Annotated in this window: 14 protein-coding genes; 9 read left to right on the forward strand and 5 right to left on the reverse strand. The window is 74.5% G+C overall.

Translation table 11 applies throughout. The features are described from left to right. Positions 1-63 precede the first annotated feature (63 nt). The gene (locus tag ABD353_RS30490; RefSeq protein WP_344626913.1) at positions 64-483 is read right to left on the reverse strand and encodes a MarR family winged helix-turn-helix transcriptional regulator; all 420 of its coding nucleotides are present in this window, start codon (positions 481-483) and stop codon (positions 64-66) included. A 61-nt stretch (positions 484-544) separates the two neighbouring features. On the opposite strand from ABD353_RS30490, the gene ABD353_RS30495 reads away from it, so the two are divergent. Next, positions 545-1,315 carry an alpha/beta fold hydrolase gene (locus ABD353_RS30495; RefSeq protein ID WP_344626914.1) on the forward strand — a complete coding sequence of 257 codons (771 nt, stop codon included), beginning with the start codon at positions 545-547 and terminating at the stop codon, positions 1,313-1,315. Positions 1,316-1,357: 42 nt separating this feature from the next. Here the strand turns inward: ABD353_RS30495 and ABD353_RS30500 are convergent, their stop codons facing one another. The 3 genes from ABD353_RS30500 to ABD353_RS30510 all read right to left on the reverse strand — a co-directional run bounded on the left by ABD353_RS30500 (position 1,358) and on the right by ABD353_RS30510 (position 3,966). Further along, positions 1,358-1,588 (reverse strand): hypothetical protein, encoded by a 231-nt coding sequence (locus tag ABD353_RS30500; RefSeq protein WP_344626915.1) that lies wholly within the window; start codon positions 1,586-1,588, stop codon positions 1,358-1,360. A 224-nt stretch (positions 1,589-1,812) separates the two neighbouring features. Further along, positions 1,813-3,018 (reverse strand): MFS transporter, encoded by a 1,206-nt coding sequence (locus ABD353_RS30505; RefSeq protein ID WP_344626916.1) that lies wholly within the window; start codon positions 3,016-3,018, stop codon positions 1,813-1,815. Positions 3,019-3,543: 525 nt separating this feature from the next. After that, positions 3,544-3,966, reverse strand: a complete 423-nt coding sequence (locus tag ABD353_RS30510) for a nuclear transport factor 2 family protein (RefSeq protein WP_344626917.1) — start codon at positions 3,964-3,966, stop codon at positions 3,544-3,546. Positions 3,967-4,253: 287 nt separating this feature from the next. On the opposite strand from ABD353_RS30510, the gene ABD353_RS30515 reads away from it, so the two are divergent. Continuing rightward, complete coding sequence (locus ABD353_RS30515; RefSeq protein WP_344626918.1) at positions 4,254-6,317, forward strand: discoidin domain-containing protein; 2,064 nt, start codon at positions 4,254-4,256, stop codon at positions 6,315-6,317. 74 nt (positions 6,318-6,391) lie between these two features. Here the strand turns inward: ABD353_RS30515 and ABD353_RS30520 are convergent, their stop codons facing one another. After that, on the reverse strand, positions 6,392-6,811 hold the full coding sequence (locus tag ABD353_RS30520; RefSeq protein ID WP_344626919.1) for a DUF2871 domain-containing protein: 420 nt from the start codon (positions 6,809-6,811) through the stop codon (positions 6,392-6,394). A gap of 159 nt (positions 6,812-6,970) precedes the next feature. Between ABD353_RS30520 and tsaA the strand changes: the two genes are divergently transcribed. From tsaA to ABD353_RS30555, 7 genes are all read left to right on the forward strand, one after another. Further along, positions 6,971-7,387: a tRNA (N6-threonylcarbamoyladenosine(37)-N6)-methyltransferase TrmO gene (gene tsaA / locus ABD353_RS30525; protein ID WP_344626920.1), complete on the forward strand. Its 417-nt coding sequence runs from the start codon at positions 6,971-6,973 to the stop codon at positions 7,385-7,387. Between the two features lie 186 nt (positions 7,388-7,573). Further along, on the forward strand, positions 7,574-8,404 hold the full coding sequence (locus ABD353_RS30530) for a lytic polysaccharide monooxygenase auxiliary activity family 9 protein (protein ID WP_344626921.1): 831 nt from the start codon (positions 7,574-7,576) through the stop codon (positions 8,402-8,404). Between the two features lie 222 nt (positions 8,405-8,626). Beyond that, on the forward strand, positions 8,627-9,160 hold the full coding sequence (locus tag ABD353_RS30535; RefSeq protein ID WP_344626922.1) for a hypothetical protein: 534 nt from the start codon (positions 8,627-8,629) through the stop codon (positions 9,158-9,160). A 193-nt stretch (positions 9,161-9,353) separates the two neighbouring features. Next, positions 9,354-9,797: an SRPBCC family protein gene (locus ABD353_RS30540; protein ID WP_344626923.1), complete on the forward strand. Its 444-nt coding sequence runs from the start codon at positions 9,354-9,356 to the stop codon at positions 9,795-9,797. 262 nt (positions 9,798-10,059) lie between these two features. After that, the gene (locus tag ABD353_RS30545) at positions 10,060-11,286 is read left to right on the forward strand and encodes a Rieske 2Fe-2S domain-containing protein (protein ID WP_344626924.1); all 1,227 of its coding nucleotides are present in this window, start codon (positions 10,060-10,062) and stop codon (positions 11,284-11,286) included. Next, a complete protein-coding gene (locus ABD353_RS30550) occupies positions 11,283-11,525 on the forward strand; it encodes an amphi-Trp domain-containing protein (protein ID WP_344626925.1) in 243 nt (80 codons plus the stop codon). The genes ABD353_RS30545 and ABD353_RS30550 overlap by 4 nt, the downstream gene beginning before the upstream one ends. Before the next feature lie 559 nt (positions 11,526-12,084). Further along, the coding region (locus tag ABD353_RS30555) for an ATP-binding protein (protein ID WP_344626926.1) at positions 12,085-13,309 on the forward strand (1,225 nt) is incomplete at its 3' end.

The following is a 13,309-nucleotide window of genomic DNA, read 5'->3' on the forward strand; positions in this document are numbered from 1 at the left end:
GGAACGCCGGGCCGCCGGGCCCGAGGTGTCAGGCCGGCTCCGTCCGCCCGTTCCGATCCGCCGTCAGGCGGGCTCCTCGCCGAGCACCCGGTGGAGCAGGCCGAGCAGGGCCGTGCGGTCGGCGGCCGGCAGGTCCGCGTAGCAATCGGCGAGGACCTCCTCCGCGACGGTGCGGCCGGCCTCCAGCATCCGTTCGCCGGCGGGTGTCAGCCGGTGGTCGATGCGCCGGCCGTGGCCGGGGGTCCGCTCGATCAGGCCCTGGGCGACGAGCCGGCCGGCCAGGGTGCCGAAGGCCTGCTCGGTCTGGAAGGTCTCGGCGGCGAGGGTGCGGGCCGAGGCGCCGGGTTGCCGGCCGACGGCGCGCAGCGCGTCCCACTGGGCGAGGGTGGTGCCGACCGCGGCGAGTCCGGTCTCCAGCGCCCGGTGCTGACGGTACTGGACCCGCTTGACCGCTCTGCCGAGTTCCTGCAGCTCACTGTGCATGGGCCGATTCTAGGCCATGACCAAGCTAGCTTATATAAGCATCCTTAGTTATGCTCGGCCCATGACCACGAACCGCACGGTCGCGCTCGACGACGACCTGACCATCACCCTCACCGAGAACGGAACGGGCCGCCCCGCCCTGGTCCTCCACGGCGGCGGCGGGCCCGCCACCGTGGCCGGTCTCTCGGCCCACCTCGCCCGCACCCTGCGCACCCTCACCCCCGTCCACCCCGGCTGGGACGGCACCCACCGCCCCGACCGGCTCACCCGCATCGCCGACCTCGCGCAGGTCTACCTGCGGCTGCTCCGCGACCGCGAGCTGACCGACGTCCTGCTGGTCGGCTCCTCCCTCGGCGGCTGGATCGCCGCCGAGATGGCCGTCCGGGACACCACCGGGACGGTCGGCGGCCTCGTCCTGGTCAACGCCGTCGGCGTGCACGTCGAGGGCGAGCCGATCCGCGGCGTCCTCACCCTCGACGCCCGCGGCCTCGCCGAGCACGCCTGGCACGACGCCGAGCGGTACCACGTCGACCCGGCCGGGCTCCCCTCCGCCGAACTCGCCCGCCGCCAGGGCAACACGGCCACCATGCGCACCCTGGCCGGCGACCCCTACATGCACGACCCCGAGCTGCTCGGCCGGCTCGGCGGGGTCGAGGTCCCCGCCCTGCTCGTCTGGGGCGAGAGCGACCGGATCGTCACCCCCGCGTACGGCGCCGCCTACGCCCGCGCCTTCGCCGACGCCCGCCTCGCCCTCGTCCCCGCCGCCGGCCACCTCCCGCACATCGAGCAGCCCGAGGCCACCTTCGCCCTCCTCGACGCCCACCTCGCCTGACCCGCCCGGCTCCGGCTCCGGCTCCGGCTCCGGGCAGTGGGCTCAGCCGGCGCCACCCGAGTGCTCCCGGCCGTTGGCGTTGAACCCGGTGAAGGGGTGCACACCCACCGGATCCGCGTCCCCACCGCCCCCGGCCCGCCGGTCGGCGTGGAACCGCCCGACCAGCAGGGCCAGCACCCGGCGGAACCGTGACGGCGCGGGCGCGCCGCCACCGGTCCGCACGTAGTGCGGCCTCCGCGGGTAACCCGCCGGTCCGGGGCGCTCCTCGCTCACCGGGCACTCCTCACCTGCCCGAGGAAGCCCTCCCCCTTGGGAGCCCCTGGCCCCGGGACGTCCTCGAACTCCTCGTACACCACCTCGTTCCAGGGTCCCACCGGGATGCGCGTCGCCGCGTTCACGGCAGGGATCACGGTGTCACCGGCGCACGGTGCGGGTGGGGCCGTCGTCCTGCCTGCCCGAACTCCGTCCACCCGCCCGCACCCGGGAACCGGACCCCGCTACACCACCGCCGGTTCGGCGCGGTCGCGCAGTCGCGAGGGACGCAGCGCGACGAGGGCCGTCACCCCACCGAGGAACACGGCCGCCGCGGTGAACGCCGCCGCCGGGTCGGCCCGGTCCGCCAGCAGGCCGCCCGCGGCCGAGCCCAGGGCGCCGCCCAGGTTGTAGGCGGTGTTCACCCAGGCCCCGGCCTCCGTGCGGGCGCCGGCCGGGACGAGGTCCTCGACCAGCAGGTAGCCGGTGACCAGCAGGGCATCCGTGCAGGCGCCCGCCAGGAACAGGCCGAGCGCGGCGCCCGGCGGGGCGAACAGCACCGCCGGCAGCCCGTAGCAGGCGGTCGCCGCGGCCGCGAGCAGCAGCAGCCGCCGTCCCGGTGCGGCCCGCCAGGCCAGCCGCCCGTACACCAGGCCGCCGACCGCGCCGCCCACCGAGAACAGCGCGAGCAGCGGCCCGGCCGCGCCGGCACCCCAGGCGGCGACCACCACCAGCTCGTCGACCGCGAGTGCCGCCGCGACGGCGCACACCACCGCCAGCAGCGGAGCGAAGCCGGGCGCCCGCAGCGGACCGAGGACCGTGCCGCCCGCAGCAGGCTCCGGAAGGGCCGCCGGCCGGCCGCGCAGCGCCCGGGCGAGCGCGGCGAACCCGGCCAATGCGAGCAGGGCGCAGACGGCGAGCGCCCGGGCGGCCGTGGTGTGCGCCGCGAGCAGTCCGCCGAGGACCGGACCGCAGGCGAAGATCGTCGACTCGGCCACCGTGTCGAGGCTCAGCGCGCACCGGCGCTGCTCCTCGCCGTCGGTCAGCTCGCCCCACACCGTGCGCATCAACGGCCCGACGGGCGGCGGGAAGACGCCGGCCGCCGCGGCCAGCAGCACGGCCGCCCAGGACGGCAGGCCGACGGCGGAGCCGGCCGCCAGCGCGAACAGCAGCAGGGTGTAACAGCACGTCAGGACCATCAGTGCGGCGGGCCGCCGGGACACCAGCCGGGCCCGGGCCGGGCCGAGCAGCGCCGAGAGCAGGCCGAACACACCGGCGGCCGCACCGGCCGCCGCGAACGAGCCGGTGCCGTCGCGGAGCGCGAGCAGCAGCGGCAACGGGAGGACGCCGTAGCTCAGCCGGGCGAGGAGCGCCGCGGCGAACGGCGCACGGGCATGCGGAAGGGAGAGGACAGCGCGATAGCCGACGCTGCCCCGGAAGGATCGGGACACGGGTGATCTCCGGTACGGGGAACGGACATGACGGGTCGACGGATCGCCGCCCCGACCCGCCCGCGGAAGGGGCGAGGGGCGGCCGGAGTCGACCTGTCAGTGCGGCCCGGAGATGTCCATGCCGAGATCCTACGGCCCCCCGCCACCCGCCCACCACCGCCTTCACCGAACCGGTTCCGCCCGCGGCGGCGCTCCCCCGCCCGGGCGGCCGGCGAGCAGCAACCCCGCTGACGGCGGCGGGTCCTAGGCTGCGCCGGGTGGACGTCGACGATCTCGCGTGGCAGGCGGTCAACCTCGGTGGGGGTTCCGCACCGGGTGGTGGGCTCGCTCAACGGGAGGCGGCCGATCGCCGATGGGCCGCCCGGGCCCGCGAGCAGGGCAGCGGAGCTGCACCGAGGAACCACCGTTCTAGCAGCAGCCCTCACGGCGCTCAGGTGGTCGATCCAGGGGCACGTGGGGCACCTCCCGGCCGCCGGGCCGGGGGCAGCTGCGCAGTCCGGGAGCGGTGCTCCTGGCGGGTCCGGCTCACCCCTGGTCCGCGCGGTTGCCCGGCGTTCGGTGGGCGAAGAAGGCGCTCATGCCGTCGACGTCCGAGAGGTAGCTGTCGATCGCGGTGATCACGCCGTCCCGCACGGTGAGGACGGTGGCGAGGTGTTCGTCGAGTTCGCGGCCGTCGGCGGCGACGGCGGTGTTGTGGAGCGAGAGGGCGACGCCGTGCCGGCCGACGAGGACGTGGAGCAGTTCGGTGCGGACGCCGCGTCCGGCGATCTCCCAGGCGCGGGTGGCGGCGGCGTCGCGGCCGTGCACGGTGCCGGAGATCGTTCCGCTGCCCGGCATCGACCAGACGACGTCCTCGGCCAGCAGTGCCCGCAGCCCCGCGTCGTCGCGTGCCCCGAACGCGGCGAGGAACCGCTCCGCGACCCGTGCGTGTCCGCTGCTCTCCACCATTCCGGCTCCTCCCGAGGGCGATTCGTCCTGGACCGACCCTAGGCCGCCGTGCGGCCGTCCGAACAGTCCCGGACGGGTGGTGTTGATACCGGTGTCAGCAACACCCGGACGCCCGCGGCGGCCACCGCCCGCTGCCGCCAAGGAAATCCGTCCGTTTACCGGTCAGTAGCCAATTCGTCCCGGAGCCTTGACGGGTGCTTTGCCGCTCGCGATTCTCGGGTGGATCCCGCACGGCATGCGCAGTACAAATCCCCCCACCGCCTCCCGATGAAGCGAGGTGCGATTCCTTGACCACGCATCACCGCCGCAGAAGCCGCACGGCCACCACCCTCGTGGCGTTGCTTCTCGCCCTCACCGCCGGTGCCTTCGGCGCCGTCCGAGCCCCCGCGGCGCACGCCGCCGGCGGCTGGTGGGAGCCCGCGGCCCGACCCGCGCCCGACTCGCAGATCAACGTGACGGGGGCGCCGTTCACCGGCACCGACGCCGACGGAAACGTCCGCGGCTTCGTGGACGCGCACAACCACCTGATGTCCAACGAGGGTTTCGGCGGCCGCATCATCTGCGGCGCGACCTTCTCCGAGAAGGGCGCGGCGGACGCGCTCAAGGACTGCCCGGAGCACTACCCCGACGGCGCGCTCGCGCTGTTCGAGAACGTCACCGGCGGCGCCGACGGCCACCACGACCCGGTGGGCTGGCCCACCTTCAAGGACTGGCCGGCCCACGACTCGCTGAGCCACCAGCAGGACTACTACGCCTGGGTGGAGCGCGCCTGGCGCGGCGGCCAGCGCGTCCTGGTCAACGACCTCGTCACCAACGGGCTGCTCTGCTCGATCTACCCGTTCAAGGACCGCAGTTGTGACGAGATGACGGCGATCCGGCTGGAGGCGCAGAAGAGCTACGACCTGCAGGCGTACATCGACCGGATGTACGGCGGACCGGGCAAGGGCTGGTTCCGGATCGTCACCGACAGCGCGCAGGCGCGGCAGGTGATCGAGCAGGGCAAGCTGGCGGTCGTCCTCGGGGTGGAGACCTCCGAGCCGTTCGGCTGCAAGCAGATCCTGGACATCGCCCAGTGCAACGAGGGCGACATCGACCGCGGCCTCGACGAGCTGTACAAGCTCGGGGTGCGCAGCATGTTCCTGTGCCACAAGTTCGACAACGCGCTGTGCGGCGTCCGCTTCGACGAGGGCACCATCGGCGTCGCGGTGAACGCCGGGCAGTTCCTGTCGACCGGCACGTTCTGGAAGACCGAGAAGTGCGCCGGACCGCAGCACGACAACCCGATCGGTCTGCCGACCGCGCAGGCGGCGTCGCTGCTGCCGAAGGGCGTGCAGATCCCGACGTACGCGGGCGACGCCCAGTGCAACACCCGTGGCCTCACCCGGCTCGGCGAGTACGCCGTACGGGGCATGATGCAGCGTCACATGATGCTGGAGGTCGACCACATGAGCGTGAAGGCGGCCGACCGCGCCTTCGAGCTGCTGGAGTCGCAGGCGTACCCGGGTGTGATCTCCAGCCACAGCTGGATGGACCTGCAGTGGACGGAGCGGCTGTACCGGCTCGGCGGGTTCGCCGCGCAGTACGCGCACTCCGCGGAGGGCTTCGTCGCCGAGGCGCACCGCACGGAGGCGCTGCGCGACCGGTACCGCGTCGGGTACGGCTACGGCACGGACCTGAACGGGGTCGGCGGCTGGCCGGGTCCGGTCGGTGAGGACGCCCCCAATGCGGTGCACTACCCGTTCCGCACCGCCGACGGCGGATCGGTGGTCGACCGGCAGGTCACCGGCGACCGTACCTGGGACTACAACAAGGACGGCATGGCGCACGACGGCCTCGTGCCGGACTGGATCGAGCAGATGCGGCTCAGCGGCGGCCAGGACGTGGTGGACGACCTGATGCACGGCGCCCAGTCCTACCTGGACACCTGGAAGGCCACCGAGGGCCACCGGCCGGGCACCGACCTCGCCGCGGGCCGGGCCGCCGCCGCCAGCTCGTCCGAGTGGTCCCTGTTCACCAGCTACCGGCCCGACCGGGCGGTGGACGGCGACCGGGGCACCCGCTGGGCGAGCGGCTGGAGCGACGACCAGTGGCTGCAGGTGGACCTCGGCTCGCTGCGGACGGTGAACCGGGTCACCCTCGACTGGGAGCGCGCCTACGGCCGGGAGTACCGCATCGAGCTGTCGGCGGACGGGAGCACCTGGCACACCGCCTGGTCGACCGCCGCGGGCAACGGCGGCATCGACACGGCGTTCTTCGACCCGGCCCCGGCCCGCTACGTGCGGGTGCACGGCGTCAAGCGCGCCACCGGCTGGGGCTACTCGCTGTACGAGGTCGGCGTCTTCGGCCCCTGACCGGGGCCGGAAGGAGCGAGTGGGGCCGGCGTCCGGACGGGCGCCGGCCCCACTCCGTTCGACGGGTACGGCCGTCAGGCCGCCGGGGGGGAGCCGGCCGGGAGGAGCTTGCCCAGGCTGACGAAGAGCAGCACGAGGCCGGCGGTGAGCAGGATGTGCCCGAGGCCGGCGATCCCGGCGATCGCCGCGCCGCTCTCGCGGCCGAGCACGGTCAGCGTCCCGTGCACGGTCATCATGCCGACGGTGAGGGCGAGGCCCGCGTTGTAGATCCAGTAGAACCAGGGGAAGAGTCTGCTGCCGGTCAGCCCGAACTGCTTCTCCAGCACCAGCACGACGAGGAAGAAGAGCATTCCGAGGGCCAGCAGGTGGGTGTGGACGACGCCGAGTTGGGAGTCGCCGGTGAAGTCCTCGGCCTTGGTCAGCTCGCGGTAGTACAGGCCGCTGACCACGCCGAGGATCATGTAGACGTGCGCCGTGTTGAGGATTCTCCGCATACTGCTCGCCTCCGGACCGGTGGGATCGTGAGGCCCCACCCTCGCCCGGAATCTGACGATCCATCAACCGGGCTGCCGGTAAAGATCCCGTGACCTCCGGCCCGCCGCCGCGGCCCGCCCTCCCCCGCGGCCGCACGGTCGCGGCGTAGGCTCGGGGACATGGCGGACGCGCAGTTCACGGTGCGGGCGGTCGGACGGGTGGAGTCGCCGCTGCGGACCCGGGCCGAGGCCCCGAAGCAGGGCGACGAGGGCGCCCCGGGGGCCTGGCTGGCCTTCGAGCCCGAGGTGGCCAGGGGGCTGCGCGAACTGGCGGCCGGCCAGGAGGTCCTGCTGCTGACCTGGCTCGACCGCGCCGACCGCGGGGTGCTCGCCGTGCACCCGCGCGGCGACCTCGCCCGTCCGGAGACCGGCGTCTTCGCCACCCGCTCGCCCGACCGTCCCAACCCGATCGGGCTGCACCGCGTCACGATCCTCGCCGTCGACGGGCTGCGCCTGCGCGTCAGCGGCCTGGAGGCCCTGGACGGCACCCCGGTCCTGGACGTCAAGCCGGTCCTCCCCGGATCCGCCGAGCGCTGACCCGGGCCCCCCGCCCCCGCGTGCCCCTCCGACCCGGCCGTCGCACCGACCCCTTGCCAATTGGTATAGGCCAATCGTAGGCTCCAGGGCGGCTGACGGTGTGTCGGGTCCACACCGCCGCGCCCGCAGGCTCCCCGGGTTCGCACCTCTCCCCCACAACCGGCCCGAATCCGTACGAGGAGAACCATGTCCTGGACCCGCAGAGTCCTCGCCGCCGGCGTGCTGACGGCCGGCGCACTGGCCGCGACCGCCGGCACGGCCAGTGCGCACGGCTCGCTGTTCGGCCCCACCAGCCGGGTGGCGGCCTGCTACGCCGAGGGCCCCGAGCACCCCCAGTCCCAGGTCTGCAAGGACCTGGTCGCGATGAGCGGCACCCAGCCGCTGTACGACTGGAACGAGGTCAACATCGCCGACGCGAACGGCCGCAGCCAGCAGATCATTCCGGACGGCAAGCTGTGCTCGGCCAACCGCGACAAGTACAAGGCGCTCGACATGGCCCGCACCGACTGGCCGGCCACCTCCGTCACCGCGGGCAGCAACGCCTTCAACTTCCGCGTCACCGCCCCGCACCAGGGCGTCATGACGCTCTACATCACCAAGAGCGGCTACAACCCGACCCAGCCGCTCAAGTGGTCCGACCTCGACCTGGCCAACCCGGTCGCCCAGTACGCCACCGGGCGGACGGCGACCAACGGCTACTACACCTTCAACGGCACGCTGCCCAGCCGCACCGGCCGCCAGCTGGTGTACCTGGTCTGGCAGCGCACCGACAGCCCGGAGGCGTTCTACGGCTGCTCGGACGTCGACTTCGGCGGTTCGGCGGCCGCGGCCGGCCTCGCCGCCCCGATCGCGCCGGGGACGCCGACCGAGCAGCAGCTCGTCGCCGACGCGCCCAAGTCCACCGTGAGCTACCACGACCACGGCGCGGCGGCGGCCGGGGCGACCGCGGAGCTCGCGGCGGCCCCGGTCGCGCCGGCGCGTCCGGGGTGTACCTGTACCGGCGTACCCGGACGGTGACCGCCGCCGTCTGACGGGTCGCCTGCCGGGCCGGGAGCGCACCGCGCGTCCGGCCCGGCACCGGCACCGCCCCGAACGGTGCCGCCGAATCGGACAACTCCACCGCCCCGGCCGGGTGTTGATCGGGCGACGGGCGGATCACGGCTCCGCAACGCGCCGGGCCGGCCGCCCTGCCGCGGCGATAGCGTCGGCGCGCCTCGCACCGCCGACCCTGGGGAGCCCATGCGCGTCCGCACCACCGCCCTCGTCTGCACCGCCGTCCTCGCTGCCGCGACCGCCTGCGCCGACACCGGTCCTGCGGCCACGGCCGGCGGGCCCGCCGCCGCTCCGGCCTCCGGCCCGACCCGGGCGGTCGGCGACGCGGCCGCCGTCACCAAGCGCCTGCTCGCCGCCGGACTCCCGGTGAGGCTGACCGTCACCTACACCGGCGCCGACGACCCGGACGGGCTGCTCGGCCGGCCCGGCCAGTACGCGTCGAAGGCCGCCTTCGACGACACCCGGGTGTCCGACAGCCCGCTGGCCAGGGAGGAGGCCGCCGGGCGCCGGCGCGACGCCGTCTCCTACGGCGGCGCCGTGGAGGTCTTCACCGCCCCGGAGGACGCCGGGGCACGGGCAGACGACCTGGCCGGCCGGCAGCAGCCCGGGGCCGGCGGCACCCGGCCCGACTACGTGTACCGCTCGGGCGTGGTCGTCGTACGGGTGTCGCACCTGCTGACGCCCGAGCAGGCGCAGGCCTACGCGCGGGCGATCGGCTGACCGCTGCCGCTCAAACCGGGGCCGGAGACCGGGGGGACGTGACCTGCCGGATTGTCGGGCGCCGCCCGCCGCCCGGCAACCCGGACGACCGCACGCGCACACCCGTTCCGGCCCGGGGGCGGCGGGGAGGCACCGGCCCGGGACCTCTGGAATCCTGGCCGTACCACGCCCCCACGCCCAGCGAGGAGCGGACATGTCCGGACAGTTCGAGGCGACCGTCGAGATCGACCGGCCGGTGGACCAGGTCTTCGCCTATCTGGCGGACGGCCGGCACGACCCCGAGTTCAGCCCCCGCGTCCAGCGGATCACCAAGTCGCCGGACGGCCCGACCGCCGTCGGCACGGTCTTCCGCAGCACGGTGAAGGACGCCGGGATGAAGTCGGCCCGCGAGTTCCGCATCACCCGGTTGGAGGCACCCCGCACGGTCCGCTGGGCCGAGCAGAGCAAGAACCTCATCACCGCCGAGGGCGGCTACGACCTCGAACCGCTGCCGGACGGCCGCACCAGGGTGCGGATCTTCAACGAGCTGGAGGGCCACGGCCTGGGCCGGCTGCTGCTCGGCCCGGCCCTGCACGCCGCCCGCAAGGACGCACCGGCCTTCGGCGAGCGGATCAAGAGCGCGGTCGAGCACTCCTGACGACCCGCGGTCCGCGGCGGTCCGCAGCGCCGTCGCCGCCCCACCGGGACAACCGGTGGGCGCACCCGCGGAGTTGCCGTCCGGGCGTGCTCCGGCGACCGTGGGGAGGTGGAGTGCCGCCGGGGCCGTCGGACGGTCCCGGGTCCGGCGGATCAGCGCCGGAGCGGCTCTGCGCCGAGCACGCCGGCCGGTTCGCGGGTGTGCGTCCCCGACCTCCGCGTCCGCGGGGCGCCCTGCAGGCCCGAGCGCAAGGGAGCAGGACATGACCGAGGCCCGACCCGGAGCCGACGGGCAACCCTCCGCCGGAGCGACCCCGGCCCGGCCGGACGGCCGCCGCGGCCAGTCGGCCGCGGACCTCCGGCGGATCGGCATCAACCCGGACTTCTGGTACCCGGTGGCCGTGTCGCGGAAGGTCCGGCGGCAGCGCACCTTCGCCGCCGTCTTCGCGGGCGAGCGGATCGCGCTCTACCGCGGCCGCAGCGGCAGGGTCTACGCCCTGGAGGACCGCTGCGCGCACCGCCAGGTGCCGCTCAGCATGGGCGTGGTGGAGGACGAGATCCTGCGCTGCTGCTACCACGCCTGGGCCTACCGCGGGAACGGCCGCATCTCGCAGATCCCGTACCTGCCGAAGGGCTGCGAGCGGCCGCCGCGCGGGGTGCGGTCCTTCCCGGTGCGGGAGGCCTTCGGGCTGGTGTTCGTCTTCCCCGGCGATCCGGAGAAGGCCGAGTCCGCGCCGTTCCCGGTGCTGCCGGAGTTCGGCTCGCCCACGCACCGCACCATGACGTTCTCCCGCACGGTGAAGTGCCACTACTCGTTCATGCACGAGAACCTGCTCGACATGAACCACCAGTTCCTGCACCGCGGCGTGCTGGGCCGGATCAGGCCCGAGCTGCTCGGGTACGAGAGCGGGCCGCGGTCCGTGGAGGCGCGCTACCTCTTCGTGCCGGCCGGCGGCCGCAAGGACCGCGGCGCGGGCCTGCTGTCCGCCGAGGGCTTCGGCGGCAAGGACCGGCCGGACGTCATCACCATCCGCACCGAGTACCCGTACCAGACCCTGCACGACGTGCCGGAGGACGCCGAACTCCCGGCGTTCTCGCTCTGGGCGGCGTACGTGCCGGAGGACGCCGAGCAGCGCACCAACCACGCCTACGGCCTGCTGATGATCGCCAAGCCGCCCGTCCCCGGGGCGCTGCACGTGGCGTGGCCATTCATCCGGCGGTTCACCGAGCGGGTCTTCGCGCAGGACCGGATGGCGGTGGAGGCCGAGCAGCGGGCCTGGGACGAGCAGGGCGCGGACCGCAACCACGAGGTGTTCCCGCTCATCCTGGACGTCCGCGACGTGCTGCGCAGCAACGGCGTCCCGATCTCGGCGCAGCCCTCCGCGGGCCCCGGCGGGGCACCCTCCGCCAACGGCTCCGCCGACCGCGCCGGTGAGGGGCTCGCCGGGGCGTCCGCCGAACCGCAGCCGGCCGATCGGAGGCAGCCGTGAAGGACCTGAAGTTCGAGCAGAAGCGCTCGCTGTCGCGGATCGAGGCGGCGGCGCAGCTGGAGGCGCTGGCGGCCGCGCTGCGCCACGGCGGTTCGGCCGAGCTGGAGCTCGGCCCGGGAGTGCTCACGCTGCGCGTCCCCGACGAGCTCCGCACCGAGTTGGAGGTGGAGTCGGGCGAGGGCGAGATCGAGGTGGAGATCGAGCTGAAGTGGTCGACCGGGGAGGCCGCGGACGGCTGAGCGGGACGGACCGCCGCGGCTGCCCGACGGGGTTCGCGGGGCAGGGGGTCGCAGGGCAGCGGGTCGGGACCGGCGGGAGTGCGCCCGGAGGGGCGCGCTCCCGCCGGTCCGGTGTCCGCCCCGCCGTTGGTCGCGCCATAGCAGAAGATCTCGATCCGACGCGGATCTGAACCCGAAGTCCGCCCGCACGAGCGAATCCGGCTCCGGACCCCTCCATGACAACTCCCGGTGCGGCAAGTCTGGTTGGCGGCAGCGACCGGCGGACCGACGGGCCCGCCGCACGGCTGCCGGGCACCGGCGTGCGAATACCTGGCCGAAACCCTGGCACGATCCACATGAATGCACTGATTCACCTGCACGGCAGTGTTTTTGAGGACTCGTCAGACATGTCCGGAAACCGGCTATGCTTCTTCCGGCTCGGCCCGCCGCACCGCCGTCGCACCAGGTCACCCGGACCGACGCGGGTGCCGCGCCGCACGCCTGACGCAGCCCCCACGTCCCTCGGAGCGGCCGCCGCCCGTCCGTCCCCCGCCACCCACTCGATCGCTTGAGGATGCCGATGCTTCGTGCTGGATCGCCCCCTGCCAACCGGGTCTCCGCTCCCGTCCTCGGGTGGCTCCTGCCCACGGTGGTGACAGCGACGGCCGTGGTCGCCGCCGTCTCGGCGGTCTCGTCCGGCGCCCGCGCGGGAGTCCTCTGGTGCGGTCTGGCGTGCACGGCGGCCGTGGCCGCGGCCGCCGCCGAGGCGGCCCGCCGGGGGCGCGCGCTGACCGCCCTGCGGGAGCAGTGCGCCCGGCAGGAGGAGGAACTGCACGCCCGGCTGGCCCGGCAGCAGGCCGAAACGCTCGAACTGGCCACGGTCGCCCTGCCCGAGGCGGTGGCCCGGCTCCAGCGCGGCGAGTTCCCCGAGGACGTCCTCAAGGCGTTCGAGCACCGGGAGGCCGGCGCGGCCACCGAGTTCCGCGCCGCGCGGGAGGCCGTGCTGCGCACCGTGCTGGACGCGGTCGACAACGAGGAGGGCATGCGCGAGTCCGCCCAGCGGGCCTTCGTCAACATCGCCCGCCGCGTCCAGGCGATCGTCCACCGGCAGGCCCAGGACCTGCGCACCATGGAGGACCGGCACGGCAACGACCCGGCCGTCCTCGACGACCTGCTGCTGCTCGACCACGGCAACGCGCTGATCGGCCGCCTCGCGGACAGCATCGCCGTCCTCGGCGGCGCCCGGCCCGGCCGCCAGTGGAGCCGGGCGGTGCCGCTGTACTCGGTGCTCCGCGGCGGCATCTCCCGGATCCTCGACTACCGCCGCGTCGAACTGCACCCGGTCTCCGAGGTCGCCGTGGTCGGCGCCGCGGTGGAACCGCTCATCCACGCGCTCGCCGAGCTGCTGGACAACGCCACCCGCTACTCGCCGCCGCACACCAGAGTGCACCTGTCCGCCGCCGAGGTGCAGGCCGGGATAGCGATCGAGATCGAGGACGGCGGCCTCAGCCTCAGCGAGGAGGGCCGGGCCCGCGCCGAGCGCATGCTCCGGGACGCACAGGCCGGCATCGACCTCAACGACCTCGGCGAGACCCCCCGGCTCGGCCTGGCCGTGGTCGGCCGGCTCGCCCAGGCGTACGGCTTCCAGGTCTCGCTGCGCCCGTCCGCCTACGGCGGGGTGCGCGCGGTGCTGATCGTGCCGCAGCAGCTGATCACCACGGCCCCCGCCACCGGCCGGGCGCACGGCATCGGCCACCGACTCGCCGTCGCACTCGAACACCACCGCCTGGTCACCAGGGACATGC

Source organism: Kitasatospora arboriphila (assembly GCF_039528095.1).
Lineage (GTDB): Bacteria > Actinomycetota > Actinomycetes > Streptomycetales > Streptomycetaceae > Kitasatospora > Kitasatospora arboriphila.

Bases quoted from the DNA above. Each gene is read 5' to 3' on its own strand.
- ABD353_RS30490 (WP_344626913.1), bottom strand. From the start codon at position 483: ATGCACAGTGAGCTGCAGGAACTCGGCAGAGCGGTCAAGCGGGTCCAG.
- ABD353_RS30495 (WP_344626914.1), top strand. From the start codon at position 545: ATGACCACGAACCGCACGGTCGCGCTCGACGACGACCTGACCATCACC.
- ABD353_RS30510 (WP_344626917.1), bottom strand. From the start codon at position 3,966: ATGGTGGAGAGCAGCGGACACGCACGGGTCGCGGAGCGGTTCCTCGCC.
- ABD353_RS30520 (WP_344626919.1), bottom strand. From the start codon at position 6,811: ATGCGGAGAATCCTCAACACGGCGCACGTCTACATGATCCTCGGCGTG.
- tsaA (WP_344626920.1), top strand. From the start codon at position 6,971: ATGGCGGACGCGCAGTTCACGGTGCGGGCGGTCGGACGGGTGGAGTCG.
- ABD353_RS30530 (WP_344626921.1), top strand. From the start codon at position 7,574: ATGTCCTGGACCCGCAGAGTCCTCGCCGCCGGCGTGCTGACGGCCGGC.
- ABD353_RS30535 (WP_344626922.1), top strand. From the start codon at position 8,627: ATGCGCGTCCGCACCACCGCCCTCGTCTGCACCGCCGTCCTCGCTGCC.
- ABD353_RS30540 (WP_344626923.1), top strand. From the start codon at position 9,354: ATGTCCGGACAGTTCGAGGCGACCGTCGAGATCGACCGGCCGGTGGAC.
- ABD353_RS30545 (WP_344626924.1), top strand. From the start codon at position 10,060: ATGACCGAGGCCCGACCCGGAGCCGACGGGCAACCCTCCGCCGGAGCG.